General features: G+C 63.1%; 19 protein-coding genes and 3 pseudogenes. 8 read left to right on the top strand and 14 right to left on the bottom strand.

What is annotated here, in order from left to right; all coding sequences use genetic code 11:
• The 8 genes and pseudogenes from ACP69S_RS21220 to ACP69S_RS21185 all read right to left on the bottom strand — a co-directional run.
• Positions 1–236, bottom strand: a 236-nt coding sequence (locus ACP69S_RS21220; protein WP_426000620.1) for a helix-turn-helix domain-containing protein, incomplete at its 3' end; no start/stop codon positions are given.
• A 60-nt stretch (positions 237–296) separates the two neighbouring features.
• Positions 297–551, bottom strand: a complete 255-nt coding sequence (locus ACP69S_RS21215) for a hypothetical protein (RefSeq protein ID WP_426000616.1) — start codon at positions 549–551, stop codon at positions 297–299.
• Between the two features lie 205 nt (positions 552–756).
• Positions 757–993 carry a hypothetical protein gene (locus ACP69S_RS21210; protein ID WP_426000615.1) on the bottom strand — a complete coding sequence of 79 codons (237 nt, stop codon included), beginning with the start codon at positions 991–993 and terminating at the stop codon, positions 757–759.
• Positions 963–1,442 (bottom strand): MFS transporter, encoded by a 480-nt coding sequence (locus ACP69S_RS21205; protein ID WP_426000613.1) that lies wholly within the window; start codon positions 1,440–1,442, stop codon positions 963–965. The genes ACP69S_RS21210 and ACP69S_RS21205 overlap by 31 nt, the downstream gene beginning before the upstream one ends.
• A 41-nt stretch (positions 1,443–1,483) precedes the next feature.
• Positions 1,484–2,323 carry a hypothetical protein gene (locus ACP69S_RS21200; protein ID WP_426000611.1) on the bottom strand — a complete coding sequence of 280 codons (840 nt, stop codon included), beginning with the start codon at positions 2,321–2,323 and terminating at the stop codon, positions 1,484–1,486.
• Complete coding sequence (locus tag ACP69S_RS21195) at positions 2,323–2,844, bottom strand: PepSY domain-containing protein (protein ID WP_426000609.1); 522 nt, start codon at positions 2,842–2,844, stop codon at positions 2,323–2,325. The genes ACP69S_RS21200 and ACP69S_RS21195 overlap by 1 nt, the downstream gene beginning before the upstream one ends.
• Positions 2,828–3,160 (bottom strand): annotated as a pseudogene (locus ACP69S_RS21190) (Chromate resistance protein ChrB); the annotation flags it as partial. The gene ACP69S_RS21195 and the pseudogene ACP69S_RS21190, both read right to left, overlap by 17 nt.
• Positions 3,159–3,362: a Chromate resistance protein ChrB gene (locus ACP69S_RS21185; RefSeq protein ID WP_426000607.1), complete on the bottom strand. Its 204-nt coding sequence runs from the start codon at positions 3,360–3,362 to the stop codon at positions 3,159–3,161. The pseudogene ACP69S_RS21190 and the gene ACP69S_RS21185, both read right to left, overlap by 2 nt.
• 340 nt (positions 3,363–3,702) lie before the next feature.
• Between ACP69S_RS21185 and ACP69S_RS21180 the strand changes: the two genes are divergently transcribed.
• The 8 genes from ACP69S_RS21180 (at position 3,703) to pyrC (ending at position 8,690) form a co-directional block, all read left to right on the top strand.
• Positions 3,703–4,092: a LysR substrate-binding domain-containing protein gene (locus tag ACP69S_RS21180; protein ID WP_426000605.1), complete on the top strand. Its 390-nt coding sequence runs from the start codon at positions 3,703–3,705 to the stop codon at positions 4,090–4,092.
• The gene (locus tag ACP69S_RS21175) at positions 4,022–4,192 is read left to right on the top strand and encodes a hypothetical protein (protein ID WP_426000622.1); all 171 of its coding nucleotides are present in this window, start codon (positions 4,022–4,024) and stop codon (positions 4,190–4,192) included. Before ACP69S_RS21180 ends, ACP69S_RS21175 begins: the two co-directional genes overlap by 71 nt.
• 297 nt (positions 4,193–4,489) lie before the next feature.
• Complete coding sequence (locus ACP69S_RS21170; RefSeq protein ID WP_426000603.1) at positions 4,490–4,708, top strand: hypothetical protein; 219 nt, start codon at positions 4,490–4,492, stop codon at positions 4,706–4,708.
• A 154-nt stretch (positions 4,709–4,862) separates the two neighbouring features.
• Positions 4,863–5,333: a tellurite resistance TerB family protein gene (locus ACP69S_RS21165; RefSeq protein WP_426000601.1), complete on the top strand. Its 471-nt coding sequence runs from the start codon at positions 4,863–4,865 to the stop codon at positions 5,331–5,333.
• A 210-nt stretch (positions 5,334–5,543) separates the two neighbouring features.
• The gene (locus ACP69S_RS21160; protein WP_426000599.1) at positions 5,544–6,542 is read left to right on the top strand and encodes a TerC family protein; all 999 of its coding nucleotides are present in this window, start codon (positions 5,544–5,546) and stop codon (positions 6,540–6,542) included.
• 66 nt (positions 6,543–6,608) lie between these two features.
• Positions 6,609–7,304 (top strand): Bax inhibitor-1/YccA family protein, encoded by a 696-nt coding sequence (locus ACP69S_RS21155; protein WP_426000597.1) that lies wholly within the window; start codon positions 6,609–6,611, stop codon positions 7,302–7,304.
• A complete protein-coding gene (locus ACP69S_RS21150; RefSeq protein ID WP_426000595.1) occupies positions 7,301–7,615 on the top strand; it encodes a zf-TFIIB domain-containing protein in 315 nt (104 codons plus the stop codon). Before ACP69S_RS21155 ends, ACP69S_RS21150 begins: the two co-directional genes overlap by 4 nt.
• Before the next feature lie 40 nt (positions 7,616–7,655).
• Positions 7,656–8,690, top strand: coding sequence for a dihydroorotase (gene pyrC, locus ACP69S_RS21145; RefSeq protein WP_426000594.1), 1,035 nt, complete (start codon positions 7,656–7,658; stop codon positions 8,688–8,690).
• A 105-nt stretch (positions 8,691–8,795) separates the two neighbouring features.
• Here pyrC and ACP69S_RS21140 read toward each other — a convergent pair whose 3' ends face one another.
• The 6 genes and pseudogenes from ACP69S_RS21140 to ACP69S_RS21115 form a co-directional block, all read right to left on the bottom strand.
• Positions 8,796–10,028, bottom strand: coding sequence for an MFS transporter (locus ACP69S_RS21140; RefSeq protein ID WP_426000592.1), 1,233 nt, complete (start codon positions 10,026–10,028; stop codon positions 8,796–8,798).
• Positions 10,018–10,611, bottom strand: coding sequence for a sensor histidine kinase (locus ACP69S_RS21135; protein ID WP_426000590.1), 594 nt, complete (start codon positions 10,609–10,611; stop codon positions 10,018–10,020). Before ACP69S_RS21135 ends, ACP69S_RS21140 begins: the two co-directional genes overlap by 11 nt.
• A gap of 152 nt (positions 10,612–10,763) precedes the next feature.
• Positions 10,764–11,585: a HAMP domain-containing protein gene (locus ACP69S_RS21130; protein WP_426000589.1), complete on the bottom strand. Its 822-nt coding sequence runs from the start codon at positions 11,583–11,585 to the stop codon at positions 10,764–10,766.
• Positions 11,566–12,096, bottom strand: a complete 531-nt coding sequence (locus ACP69S_RS21125) for a winged helix-turn-helix domain-containing protein (protein ID WP_426000618.1) — start codon at positions 12,094–12,096, stop codon at positions 11,566–11,568. The genes ACP69S_RS21130 and ACP69S_RS21125 overlap by 20 nt, the downstream gene beginning before the upstream one ends.
• 301 nt (positions 12,097–12,397) lie before the next feature.
• A pseudogene (locus ACP69S_RS21120) lies at positions 12,398–13,063 on the bottom strand (IS110 family transposase); the annotation flags it as partial.
• A pseudogene (locus tag ACP69S_RS21115) lies at positions 13,057–13,180 on the bottom strand (IS481 family transposase); the annotation flags it as partial. The pseudogenes ACP69S_RS21120 and ACP69S_RS21115, both read right to left, overlap by 7 nt.

The raw sequence follows: 13,180 nt of genomic DNA, 5'->3' as shown, positions 1-13,180 counted from the left end.
TTGTCGCGCAGCAGGCCTTCGACCCCGGCCTCCATGAACCGCGCCTGCCAGCGCCAGACGGCCGTCTTGCTGACGCCGGCCGTGCGCATGATCTCCACCGTGCCCAGGCCATCGGCCGTGGCCAGCACGATCTGGGCGCGCCAGACATGCTTCTGCGGGCGGTTGCGGTCATCGATGATCGCCCGCAAGCGCTTGCGATCGGTCGGGCTCAGATCAACGGTGACGCCAGTACGCATCCCGCAGATGCGCATGGCCAAAAGCCCAAGGGAATCCCAACAAGGACTCTTACGTCCCGATCAATCCACTAGCAAAGTCGCCTGTGGCCCTAAGTTGGCCCACAACCCGCCAGCCAGAACGCTTGCCGCCAAGACCGTAACGCCAGTGACGAGATTGAACACGCCGAAGGCGGTGCCTCGAAGGCGCTCGGGCGCAGCATCGGCGACCAGGGCGGAGAGAAGGCCTTGCGTCACCCCCATGTGCACGCCCCAAAGCGCGACGCCGAACAGCACGCCGCCGATCCGACGAGAGGAACGCCAGCGCCAGGAGCGCACGCCGATCCATTCGGTCCGAGAGCGCCCCGGCCGGGGCGGCCACGGCGGCGTAAAGCAGGTTCATGACGACTAGGACCAGCGGGATCAGAGCCGGGCGGAGGCCTACGTCTAGAGCATTTTCCGATAAGTGTGAAACGGTTATCGGATCGAAAAATGCTCTAAACTTCTGATTTAGAGCCCTTTTCGTCCGACCCTGATGAAGCCATCAGGTCGGAAAGGGCTCTAGCGCCCTTAGCGCCAGGAAAGCTTCGCTGAACCGGGCCAGCGTGAACACCGCACCGATCGCGATGACTGACCAGAACGGCCTGCCCATGTCGCGGATTTCTTGCAAGCGGATCGGGACCCGAGCTTGGCCGAGCGCGTGAGGCCGTTTGGGCTCTGCTATGCCGAAGATCATCAGCAGCACCGCAATTACCGCAGGGACGACGGCCCAGGCGAACACCCCGCGGATGTCCCCCCAAAGACCAGCATCAGTCCCATCGCCACCATCGGTCCTAGGAACGCGCCGACGGTGTCCAGCGCCTGCCGCAATCCGAAAGCTGCGCGGCGCGCGCCAGGTTCGGTGATGTCCGCCACTAGGGCGTCCCGGGGCGCTCCGCGTGTGCCCTTGCCGATCCGATCGGCGAAGCGGGCCCCCAGCACCTCGAAGGGCGTCACCGCCAATGGGAACACCGGTTTGGAAAGCGCGCCCAGGCCGTAGCCGAGCACCGCCAAGAGTTTACGCTTGCCGAGCCGGTCGCTGATCCAGCCGGAGAACAGCTTGGTGATCGACGCGGTCGCCTCGGCGACGCCTTCTATCAGGCCGACGAGGGCGACGCTTGCGCCCAATGTACCGACAAGGAAGACCGGCGGCAGGCTGTGGATCATCTCCGAGGAGATATCCATAAACATTGACACGAAGCCGATGGCCCAGACGCCGCGTGGGACGGCCCTCAGGCCGCCGCCCCCGCCATCGGTGTCTGGCCGATTGCAGTGGCCAGGGTGAAGGTCCGGTCGCCAATGTCGCCGGTGTTAATGTCGCCGGTGTTGTCGATCGCAAGGCCCAGAGTCAGCTTGCGCCCGCGCTCGGCGTCATTGACCGGCGTTGCGACGAGCTTGGCGGAAAGTGAGTTGCCGATCTGGTAGCGTGGCTCGACCTTGTTGAAGGAGCCACGATTATCCATGGCGGCCATCTGCAGGGTCAGCTTGTGGGAGAGGGCTTTCTGAAACTGGAGCCCGAACTGCGTGCCAAAACTTGCGACCGAGCCATGCTCCTCGAGGATCAAGGAGCGGTTGATCGTCGGCAGATTGCCTGGCGAAAGGTTATCGTCGCGCGAGAGGATATGGGTGTCCTCGCCGACCAGCAGCCGGAATTGACCGGGGTCGTCCACGTCCTGCAGAGCCAGGAATGCATTCTCTAGGTTTCGCCGACCGAAGCCCTCACGCCCGCCGAATCCATTGTCGAAGAAGTCCGTGTCGGTGAGGTCGATCTCATAAACGAAGGCCGGCCGCAGGCGCTCCGTCACGCGGGGGAAATCGAACTCCGCTCCCTGTCGAAAGCGCCGGAACGAGTCGGGGCCGTTCGGGTCGATGATCCGTTCGGCGAAGCCCCAGGTCGTGACCTTGAAGTCGCCCGACTGATACACGAAGCCCGCGTCAGGGTTAAACGCCCACCCCGAAATCGTGGGCGCGGCAGCCTTCGGCGGCTCTATGGGCGTCTGTGCTTCCTCGGCGAGCGCTGGACCCGCAAGGGCGGCGGCGATGGCGAGTAAGGCGAGGCCAAATGGGCGCATCACCAGAACAGCCCGTTCTTGCCCGGCGCCTTGCGCCGCCGGCGATAGAGCTCGAGATAGACGATCAAGCCCGTGATGCTGAGCAGGACCAGGGCTGAGCCCCAGAACACACCCAAGACCACGCCGGGTTCGCCCAGGATCTCGCCGCTGTGGATGCGCAGGATCAGCGACTCAGCCTCGTGCTCTTCGTCCTTCAGCAGCTTTCCGTCGCGCAGATCGACCGTAATCTTCCGGCCGGGCTCACCCGGGAAAGTAACGACGCCGTTGGGCTCGTCGCCGGCCAACTGCAGCTCGATCGAGGCGATCGGCCGGTTTGGCGCCCGCGCGTGGGCGACTTCCAGAGTCTTGGCCAGCATCGGGGCATAGGCGTTGAGGGGCATAGCAAGGCCAGTCGGCGCGCCCCGGTCGCGGTCTTCGTCCTCACCGGTGAGCCGCTGGACTTGCAGGATCACGCCTGTGGTCGCGACGATCATCAGGAACGGGGCCGCTACCAAACTGACCCATCTATGAATTTGCCTCATCAGGGGCTTCCAATCCTTCGTGCGTGTAGACGTCTTGGGCGAAGCCGGCCTGGGCGGTTTGGCATATCGCCAGGGTCTGCCGGGCAGCCTCGCGCCTTGTGGCGGGAAAAAAGTCCCGGGCTTCGATCTTCGCCAACCAAGCGGTGAGCTTTTGGCAATCGTCTTCGATCTCCTCCAACTCGGCGAAGGTGAATTTCGCTAGCCGCCGTTCTTTCTCGATCTCGACAAGCAGCGCCAAGCTACGGTCCTCGAACTCCGCGTATTCCCGAACGCGATCGGCCTGGAAGCGCTCGATCACTGCCGAGTCGCCGTCATCAAGGGTGTGGGCTGCGAACCGCTGCCTGACCGCCCTGCGCCCGTATGGCTTCGGCTAGGTGCCTGAACAGCGTCGCGTGCGCTTCGCCTGCTGGCAGCACCCAAGCCCCGGTCATGGAGCCAACAGCCCCCGCGGCGCGAAGACGGCGCCACAGCGCCACCCGCGCGCTCGAAGGCGAGGCTGGCAGCTGGGCTAGGAACATCAGCCATCGCGGGGCTTTTGCATCTGACATGCAACACGTGTTTCAGAAGGCGGGGGCGGGGGCGGAGGCAACACCTGTTGCATCAATCTTCGGACTTCGTGCTCAGTTGGCGTGTCGGCGACACGCACACCGTTCGTTCTCAAGGCCGTTTTCTGGCGCACAAACCTTGAGGTAAGCCCTGGGTCAGGAAGGCGGGAAGGCGTGGTGATGGCGTCAGAAATGGCGAATGTTCATCGTCCGTTCTTTCTGCCGCATATTAGCGCACAAACCTTGAGGTGAGCCCCACCTGCCCGCCATTCTGAGAGCCTTCGCGCGCAGCCACCCGAGCATCACGCTGGCGGTGACAGCTGACTACACCGCAAACCTTTTGGATCAGCTCTCCCGGGGCCTGCTCGATCTCGCGCTGATCAAACGCGAGCCAGTAGGCCCCGAGCTGGGGGTTCGAGTTTGGCGCGAGCCTTTGGTATGGGTCGCGCTGGACGCCGCGATCCTTGAGGCGCCATCTCTCCCGCTGATCATTGCGCCCGTCCCGGACATCTACCGCAAGCGGGCTTTGGCGGCCTTGCAGGACGCGGACATTCCCTTCCGCGCCGCCTTCACATCGCCCAGCTTGGCGGGCCAGATGGCAGCCCTTCGAGCTGGTCTCGGCGTCGGCCGTCTTGCCACTCGCCATGGCTCCGCGCGAACTCATCGTCATTGGCGAACCGTTGCCCAGGCTCGCCGACAGTGAAATCGCCCTGGTGACCGCTCGCGGCGCAGCCGATGGCCCGGCCAAGCTTTTGGCGCAGGAGGTTCTGCGCACCCTCGAGCGGGGATTGCCGGCGCCGTAAAGCGCGCGCGGCATGACCAGAGACGGGGTTCAGAGGCTGCGGCGTCCTCCCCATCCCAAATGAATGATCAACTTCCATAAGCGATGATTATGGACGGTATTGTCTCTTCTCATTGGCGATGTGGCGCGGGGCTCGGCAGGATGCCAAAGCATTCCGGGCCCCTCTGGCGATCATTGTGATCGTGATGTCGGATTGCATCGGGTGCGCTCGATGATGGGGTCCGGCTTCAATCTCCCTGTTTCGAACACCGACGCCTTAGCGTCGAGCGCGCCCTCCTCGAGAAGGAGCGGCTCAATCATGTCCACCATACTTGCGCGTCTACGTCGCCTTGGCCTGCTGGTGCAAGCGGCGCTCACGTCTCCCAAGCTGAGGCGCAACCGTCGCGCGCTTCGGGTTGTCCGGCACAACAGGCCTTCGGGCTCCGGGACCTTGCAGTTCAGCGCACCGACGCTCCCGCTGACCTTCGTCTGGGGGCGCGCCCTGGCCCTTCAGCCGGCCAGAGCGCGCACACGCTAGAGCATTTTCCGATAAGTGTGAAACGGTTATCGGATCGAAAAATGCTCTAACCATCTGATTTAGAGCCCTTTTCGCCAGACCCTGATGAAGCCATCAGGTCGGAAAGGGCTCTAGCGCACCATCCGTCAAAATCTGGCCTGTTCAGGAGACGCTAATGACATATTCAACCCGAAAGCACCGGACTCCCCCTGCCGTCTCGACGACCGACGTCTGGACTCCAGGCGATGAGATCGAGATGGACGCGCTGATCGCCGCCTGCGCCCTCGTGGCTCAGGCCGATGGTTGGGTCACGCGCGACGAACGCCAGCGCATGGTGGAACGCATGCGCAGATCGCCTGCTGTCGCAGTGTTTGGCGTTCAAGAAGTTCTGCTGGGCTTCGAAACTCTCAACGAGCGTTTTGACCAGGATCTCAACGATGGCGTCGCGACCGCTGAGACGGCTGTTCAGCGTCTCGCCGGACGAGCCGGTCCCTCGCGGCTGCTGGTTGAAACCGCCTGCGCGGTCGCAGAGGCCGACGGCGGCTTCGACGCCGAGGAGCGCGATGTCATCCTGCGACTTTGCGAACTACTGGATCTCGCGCCTGCCACGTTCGAAATCATAGCCGATCAAGGTCGTCGGCCATGAGGATTGGGCCTCCCTCCATGCCTCACTGGACCGCAGCCTTATCCGCCCAGTTGACCCAAACCGTCGGCCAGGCGGCAGGTCACCGAAGTGTCTCGACCGAACGCCCTGTCGAGCCTGCCAACAGCATCCAAGACAATTCGACCCCACGTCGCGTGAGCCCTCACGCGTTCGACATTCGCGTCTGATCACTCGACGCTCACTGGAGTCTTCATGGACTTTCTGACTCAGGACTTTCTGTCAAAGCCGATCTGGATGTGGGCGAGCTTCCTCGCCCTCGTCGTCGTGCTGCTGGTGCTCGATCTAGGTGTCTTGCACCAGAAGCACCGCGAAATCGGCGTACGCGAAAGCCTGCTCATGTCGTTGGGCTATCTGACCCTGGGCGTCGGCTTTGGGGGATGGGTTTGGTTCACCCTCGGCGCACAGTCGGGGATCGAGTACCTGACCGGGTTCGTGGTCGAAAAGAGTCTGGCGATGGACAACGTTTTCGTCATCGCGATGATCTTCGGATACTTCGCCATCCCCCAGAAGTATCAGCACCGGGTCCTGTTCTGGGGCATCCTTGGTGTCATTGTTCTACGCGCCATCATGATCGCTGGCGGCGCCGCACTCGTCGCGGAGTTCTCATGGCTCCTCTATGTCTTCGCGGCCTTCCTGATCCTGACAGGCGTCAAGATGCTCGCGATGGCCGACAAGTCCCACAGCCTGGGCGACAACCCCCTTCTCCGTTTTCTGAAGCGCCGGCTGCGGGTCACTGAGGAGCTGCATGGAGAACGCTTCTTCGTCAGGCTTCCAGATCAGAAGACTGGCCGGCTGGCGACCTACGTGACGCCCGTGTTCATGGCCCTGCTGCTTATCGAGGTCGCAGACCTCATCTTCGCGGTGGACTCGGTTCCGGCGATCTTCGCCATCACCACGGACCCCTACATCATCTACACGTCAAACATCTTCGCGATCCTTGGCCTGCGGGCCCTCTACTTCGCCCTGGCCGCCATCATCCATCGCTTCGCCTATCTCAAACAGGCTTTGGCCGTGCTGCTCATCTTCATCGGCTCGAAAATCTTCGTCGCTGACTTGCTCGGGTGGGAAAAGTTTCCGGCCGCGGTGTCACTCGGCGTGACGTTCGCGATCCTCGCCGGGGGAATCGCCTGGTCACTCTGGCGAACCCGCCGGGGCGTCCCTGAGACAGTCCCGCCCTCATCCCAGTCCTAACCCTTGAAGGGAGCTCTCATGGAAAAGTTGAATCCGAACCTGGACCACGCCCTTGCCAGACCCAGTATGGCGATCGACGCTGGGCTGCGCGCCTTCATGCTGGGCGTCTACAATAAGATGGCCCTCGGCCTTCTGGTCTCGGCGGGCCTGGCCTGGGCCACCTCAGCCTGGGCGCCCGCGCGCAACGCCCTGTACATCGTCTCGGACGGTCGTCTCGCGGGCTATACCCTAGCGGGAACGGTGCTCGTATTCGCACCCCTCGTGATCCTGTTGGGTTCAGCCTTCCTGATGCGGAATGCCTCTCCGAGGACCGCTAGCGCCCTCTACTGGACAGTCGTGACGCTGATCGGCGCATCGTTTGGCGCGCTAGCCTTGCGGTTCACTGGTCAGAGCCTGGCATCGACGTTTTTGATCACCGCCACGGCCTTTGGCGCGCTCAGCCTCTATGGCTACACAACAAGGCGGGACCTGAGCAGCATCGGTACGTTCCTGATCATGGGCGTCGTCGGGCTGCTCATCGCCAGCCTGGTCAACCTGGTGCTTCAGTCGTCGCTGATGATGTTGATGATCAGCGGTATCGGTGTGCTCATCTTCGCTGGGCTGACCGCGCATGATACCCAACGCCTGAAGCTCACCTACTATCAACTCGGTGGCGACAAAGCCGGCCTGGGCGCCGCCACCAGCCTTGGCGCGCTGAGCCTCTATCTCGACTTCGTGAACCTGTTCCAGTTTCTGCTGGCCTTCCTCGGCCAGCGGCGATGACGGCATTTCCGGGATATCAACTAATGCCGCTACTGAAGAGCCCCAACAACCACGCCGCGATGACGACCGTTATCCGCGGCGGCGTCGAGTTCGATATGCGCCTGGCCTGTCGCGGCGTCTGGCTAGACCGCGGCGAGCCGGGGAAACCGATAGCCGCCGGCGAAGCGCCGAAGCGTCAGGCGCCCACGGCCGCAGGCTATCAGCGTCCGGGGCGTCGTGAGAACCATTCAGACGGTCCGGGCCTATTCGATCGCGACGACGATGGCTCTCGCGAGACGAAGCGTCGCGACATCTTCGACATTGTTAACTGACGGGCCGTCGATGCCTCCGCCTTCTCAGCAGGACCGCCTCGTGCTGAGGCGCCCGGACGACTGGCATGTCCATCTCCGCGACGGCGATGTGCTGTCAGCTGTCGCGTCGTACACGGCGCGGCAATTCCGGCGCGCCATCGTCATGCCGAATCTTGTGCCGCCTATTATGACCACTGCGGCCGCCGAGGCCTATCGAGAGCGGATCAAGCAGGCCGTTGATCCCGCCCTGAAGTTCGACCCGCTGATGGTGTGCTACCTCACCGATGACGCGGACCCCAACGACATAGCGCGGGGCTTCGCTCAAAAGGTGTTCGCCGCCTGCAAGATCTATCCGGCGCACGCCACCACGAACGCCGAGCAAGGTGTCACCGACATCTACAAGGTTTTTCCCGTCCTGGAGCGCATGCAGCGGATCGGCATGCCCCTTCTAATTCACGGTGAGGTCACAGACCCGACCGTTGACATCTTTGATCGTGAAGCTGTCTTCATTGAGCGGGTTTTCTCCAAGATCAACGTCGCATTTCCAGGGCTCAAGACTGTTTTCGAGCACATCACAACGGCGGACGCGGTCTCCTTTGTCATGGGCGGTGGGTCAAATCTCGCCGCGACGATCACACCCCATCACCTGCGCCTGAACCGCAACGCGATGTTCGATGGGGGAATTCGCCCCCATCACTATTGCCTCCCTGTGGCCAAGCGGGAGCCTCACCGTCTCGCGCTGCGGCGCGCCGCGACATCGGGATCACCGAAGTTCTTCCTGGGCACAGACTCCGCGCCGCATTCCATCACGCAAAAGGAGTCAGCATGTGGGTGCGCCGGAATCTTCAACGCCCCGTTCGCGATCGAGAGTTACGCCATGACCTTCGAGGAAGAAGGGGCTCTGCATCGCCTTGAGGGTTTTGCATCGGAGTACGGACCAGCCTTCTACGGCCTTGCTCCCAACAGCGATCAGATCGTTCTCGAACGTTGGCCGGTGGATGTGCCCGCCAAGCTTACGGAAGCCTCCGAGGACTTCATTCCGTTTCATGCCGGCGAGACGCTCCCGTGGCGATTTGCCGGTCTTGCAAAGTCATAGTCACTCTGGTCACCCGAACCCGTCACCCCCACTTGAGGTTGATCGTGGCTCAGCGTTCCCTGCGTCCAAATTTTCCGATTTAGCAGCATGGTGATGGGCAACATGTCAGCCGCGCGGCGAATACCGATTCCGCTGACGGCGGATGATCACCACCTGGCCGACGAGCGTGAGCCCGGCAAATAGTCCGCCGCTCAGAAACGTCGCCTGATACCCATAGACTGACCAAAGTGCCCCGGCCAATGTGCTCGCCCCGAGCATGGTCACGCCGCTCGCCAGATTGAAGAGACCGAACGCAGTTCCCCTCAGATGAGCAGGCGCCGTGTCGACGACGAGCGCCGCCAACAGGCCTTGGGTGAGGCCCATATGCAGGCCCCAAAGAGCCACCCCGATTAGCACACTGGCGACACCGTCACCCAGCGCCAGGAATAGATCTGCGAGGACCAGACAGACCAGGCCGGCAGCGAGGACCAGTCGCCGGTCGATCCGGTCGGACAGGCTTCCCGCCGGCGCGGCTGCGAGCGAGTAGACGACATTCATGACCACCATAACGACGGGGACAAGCGCAATCGGCAAACCGGCATCCTGTGCCCGGAGAACCAGGAAGGCTTCACTGAATCTGGACATTGTGAACACGACGCCTAAAGCGACCACGCCCCAGAACGCTGGCCCAATACCCCTCACCTCTGCCCATCGAATGGGTGGCCGCGCGGCGCCGTGCGCGCCAGCGGAAGCTCTCGGTTCCCGAACGCCAAACATCAGCAGCAGGACCGCCACTATGGCCGGGACGACGGCCCAGGCAAAGACCGCGCGGATATTCCCGGCCAGCACCAGCATGAGCGCCATCGCCACCAGCGGGCCCGTGAACGCGCCGATGGTGTCGAGCGACTGGCGGACGCCAAAGGCGGCGCCGCGAATGGACGGTGGCGAAAGATCGGCGACGAGCGCATCTCGCGGAGCGCCACGCACGCCCTTCCCGATCCGGTCGGCGAAGCGCGCGCCGAACACCTCGAACGGCGTGACGGCCAGGGGAAAGATGGGCTTGCTCAAGGCTCCGATGCCGTAGCCTAAGACGGCCAGGAGCTTTCGCTTGCCGAGCCTGTCGCTCAGCCAACCGGAGAAGATCTTGGTGATCGAAGCCGTGGCCTCGGCGGCGCCTTCAATGACCCCGACCAGAGCGACGCTGGCGCCCAAGGTTCCGACCAGGAACACCGGCAGCAAGCTGTGTACCATCTCTGAAGAGATATCCATGAACATCGACACCAGGCCGAGCGCCCAGACCCCTCGTGGAACAGCCGCGATGCCGGAGCGCCAGGATGCCTTAGTCTTGTCAGTTTCCATCGGCGCCTCGAACGGCTGCGAGGTCAGGACGGCCGCGGTCGCAAGAGGCGTCATTCTGAGAAAGCATGGACCCCTGAGTAGGGGCCAGGAGCATGGTCACTCTCAAGCCGGGCCGTGCGTCTTCAAGAAGCAGCCGTCCGCCGTGCAGGCGCGCGACGCCGGCGGTGATCGCCAAGCCAAGACCCGTGCCCGGCGCCGCGCGAGCAGGGTCCAGCCGGGAGAACGGCCGGACCGCGACCTCGAACATCTCCGGCGGAATGCCTGGTCCATCGTCCTCGACGCTGAGCCTGATCCCGTCCGGCTCCTCGACAAGCCGCACCGTCACCGTGACGCCCGCGCGGGAATGCTTCAGAGCGTTCTCCAACAGATTGGCGAGCGCCTGGGTTAGAAGGTCGGCGTCGCCCTCGACCACCGAGCATTCCGCGATCTGGACGATTAAAATCCGCCCCGATGCCTCCAACTCCGCGCGGTAGGCGTCCGCCACCCGATCGGTCAGATCCGTCAGGTCGACGGCCGCGAAACGCGCCCGCGCCCGCGCCGCGCCGGCGTCGATTTCCACCAGGCGAAGCATCGCGTCGAACATCCGCAGGGCTCTGTCGATGCCGTCGTTCGCCGACTGAAGGGCGGCGTTTCTGAGGTCTAGAGCATTTTCCGATAAGTGTGAAACGGTTATCGGATCGAAAAATGCTCAAAACTTCTGATTTAGAGCCCTTTTCGCCCACCCTGATGAAGCCATCAGGTCGGAAAGGGCTCTAGCGTCGCGGCCGTGGCGGCCGCGTCGAGCCGCTGGCGGACATGCGACAAGGGGGTCCGAAGATCATGGGCGACCTCTGCGGAAACCCGGCGCACGGCGGCCATCAAGACACCGATGCGATCCAGCATCTGATTGACGCCTGCAGCCAGCTGGCCAATGTCGTCGCCTTCAGGTCTCGCGTCGGATGCGCGAGCCGCTAGGTCGCCGTCCGCGACGGCGCGCACCGTGCGAACCAGGGCGTTCATTCGTTCGAGTGCTCGGTGTGTCAGATAGAGGCCGGCCGCCAGCCCCAGGGCCAATGCCAGACCGCCCCACAACAACAGGGTCCGAAAGAGCGTGTTGCGAAGCGCTTCGGCTCTTCCAAGGTCCTCTCCGACCGTGAGCCGCGCCCCATCCGGCAGGCGCTGAGTCGGGATGAGAAGGCGGTCCTTGCCCTCCAGTCCGGGCGCGGATCCATCAAAGTCGAAGCTCCTCCACCCCTCCTTGGGTCCCAGGTCGATCAAGTCGCCCGCGACATGACGGCCGGCGGAATCAACCAGGCGGTATTCCAGTGCGCCGGGCCGTTCCGCGCGCGCCGTCACCGCGTCGCCGGCGGCCTTCAGACCCTTGGCCTGGATCTCCAGCGTGACGGCGTGGACCTCCAAGGCGATACGGTCATGGGCTTCGCGCTCGGCCGCGCCGCGGGTCGCGACCCAGCCGCCGGTTCCCGCGCCCATGATTGCCGCCGCCAGCAGCGCGGCGTGGATGAGGGAGATCCGAAAGCTGGTCGAACGCCAGAGCGGGCTAAGGCGTGCGAGCGGCATAGCCTTCTCCTCGCACGGTGTGGATCAGCATCGGACTCCCCACGCGATCGATCTTGGCGCGAAGGCGGCTGACGTGGCTTTCCACTAGGCTGGCACCCGGATCGAAGCGAATTTTCCAAACGCCTACCAGCAGCATGATGCGGGTGACCACATTGGGCGTTTGCAGCATCAAGGCTTCGAGTAGCTGGAACTCACGATGCTGCAGGTCGATCATCTCGCCCGCTCGCCGGACCTCCCGCGTCAAACGGTCGAGAGTCAAATCGGCGATGGTCAGGCGAGTGGGCGATGCGGATGCGCCTCTGCGGCCGAGGGCATCGACGCGGGCTATCAGTTCTGACATCGAGAACGGCTTGACCAGATAGTCGTCGGCGCCGCCCTCCAGGCCGGCGACCCGATCTTCGACCGAGCCCAGCGCCGTCAGGACCAAGATGGGCTTTTCGCTCCCGGCCTCGCGCAGGGCCCTGGCGACCGACAGACCGTCCAGGCTGGGAAGCATCCGATCGATGATCATCACGTCGAGGGGCTCACCTTATATGTGGACGACCCCCTCCTCGCAAGTTGATTGGCAGGTATTTTGATCAGATCGCTTGCATTCATATGTCCGGCCTTTTGATTTGTCCGCATATGAACACTGGCCAAGATGGTTTCCGCGATGAGAGTTCCAAACAAGGTAGCGACCTCTGGAGGCCATTGAGGTGATCGGAGTATTTCTCATCATGGATCGATCGATCACACCATCTGCTGTTTATCTTGCAAGTTCGGGTATCGGCTCAGCGCGGTTGCATTGAGTGCTCCCCGCGTCTGGCTGATTTCTAGGCTGCACTCACCAAGACGGCTGGCGCAGGTTTGTCGATATAGCCTTGGCCGGTGACCATCAACTTCCAGGCCACGCGGGCCATCTTGTTGGCCAACGCCACGGCGACCAGCTTTGGCGGCTTGCGCAGAACAAGGCTCGCCACCCAGGGGGCGAAGGCGTTCTTGCTATTGCCTCTCCTCACCTGATTGACGACCGCAGTGGCGCCAGCCACCAAGACGCTCCTCAAGGCCTCATCGCCGGCTCGGGTGATGACGCCGAGTCTGACCTTCCCGCCTGTCGAATGATCTTTCGGCGTTAGGCCGATCCAAGCTGCGAACTGTCGGCCCGACTGGAACATCTCCGGCGCCGGCGTCTTCATCGTCAGCAAGGCCGAGCGGATCGGGCCAACGCCAGGGACCTTCATCAGGCGGCCGCACCGGGGTTCAGCCTTCTGCCAAGCCATCAGCTTGCCATCGATCTCTTCGATCTTCGCCCTCAACTGGGCGTACTCCTTGGCCTGGGAAGCGAACAATTCCCTCGCCAAGGTCGGCAGGTCCTCATCGGCCACCAAGCGGTCGAGTAGCGGCGCGAGTTGATCCATGCCGGCAGTGGCGGTCAGCCCGAACTCCGCCGCGAAGCCGCGGATCGAATTGGCCAGTTGAGTCTGATTACGGACTAGTTGTTTGGTCCCGGGCTTTGATGGATCGGATTGATCTTGAATCTTGCAGGCTCTTTTGTCCACATTTTGCAGATGAAGTCGTAGGGGGTCAGGCCCTTGAGCGTCTTAAGGCGCCGACCA

It is taken from the genome of Caulobacter sp. DWR1-3-2b1 (assembly GCF_049895765.1).
GTDB lineage: Bacteria > Pseudomonadota > Alphaproteobacteria > Caulobacterales > Caulobacteraceae > Caulobacter.
This window is presented reverse-complemented; position numbering and strand designations above follow the sequence as displayed.

Excerpts from the sequence above, each read along its gene's own strand:
- ACP69S_RS21140 (WP_426000592.1), bottom strand. The coding sequence starts at position 10,028 with ATGGAAACTGACAAGACTAAGGCATCCTGGCGCTCCGGCATCGCGGCT.
- ACP69S_RS21160 (WP_426000599.1), top strand. The coding sequence starts at position 5,544 with ATGGACTTTCTGACTCAGGACTTTCTGTCAAAGCCGATCTGGATGTGG.
- ACP69S_RS21165 (WP_426000601.1), top strand. The coding sequence starts at position 4,863 with ATGACATATTCAACCCGAAAGCACCGGACTCCCCCTGCCGTCTCGACG.
- ACP69S_RS21150 (WP_426000595.1), top strand. The coding sequence starts at position 7,301 with ATGACGGCATTTCCGGGATATCAACTAATGCCGCTACTGAAGAGCCCC.
- ACP69S_RS21125 (WP_426000618.1), bottom strand. The coding sequence starts at position 12,096 with ATGATCATCGATCGGATGCTTCCCAGCCTGGACGGTCTGTCGGTCGCC.
- ACP69S_RS21195 (WP_426000609.1), bottom strand. The coding sequence starts at position 2,844 with ATGAGGCAAATTCATAGATGGGTCAGTTTGGTAGCGGCCCCGTTCCTG.
- ACP69S_RS21170 (WP_426000603.1), top strand. The coding sequence starts at position 4,490 with ATGTCCACCATACTTGCGCGTCTACGTCGCCTTGGCCTGCTGGTGCAA.
- ACP69S_RS21135 (WP_426000590.1), bottom strand. The coding sequence starts at position 10,611 with ATGTTCGACGCGATGCTTCGCCTGGTGGAAATCGACGCCGGCGCGGCG.
- ACP69S_RS21130 (WP_426000589.1), bottom strand. The coding sequence starts at position 11,585 with ATGCCGCTCGCACGCCTTAGCCCGCTCTGGCGTTCGACCAGCTTTCGG.
- ACP69S_RS21205 (WP_426000613.1), bottom strand. The coding sequence starts at position 1,442 with ATGTTTATGGATATCTCCTCGGAGATGATCCACAGCCTGCCGCCGGTC.
- ACP69S_RS21200 (WP_426000611.1), bottom strand. The coding sequence starts at position 2,323 with ATGCGCCCATTTGGCCTCGCCTTACTCGCCATCGCCGCCGCCCTTGCG.
- ACP69S_RS21155 (WP_426000597.1), top strand. The coding sequence starts at position 6,609 with ATGGCGATCGACGCTGGGCTGCGCGCCTTCATGCTGGGCGTCTACAAT.
- ACP69S_RS21185 (WP_426000607.1), bottom strand. The coding sequence starts at position 3,362 with ATGTTCCTAGCCCAGCTGCCAGCCTCGCCTTCGAGCGCGCGGGTGGCG.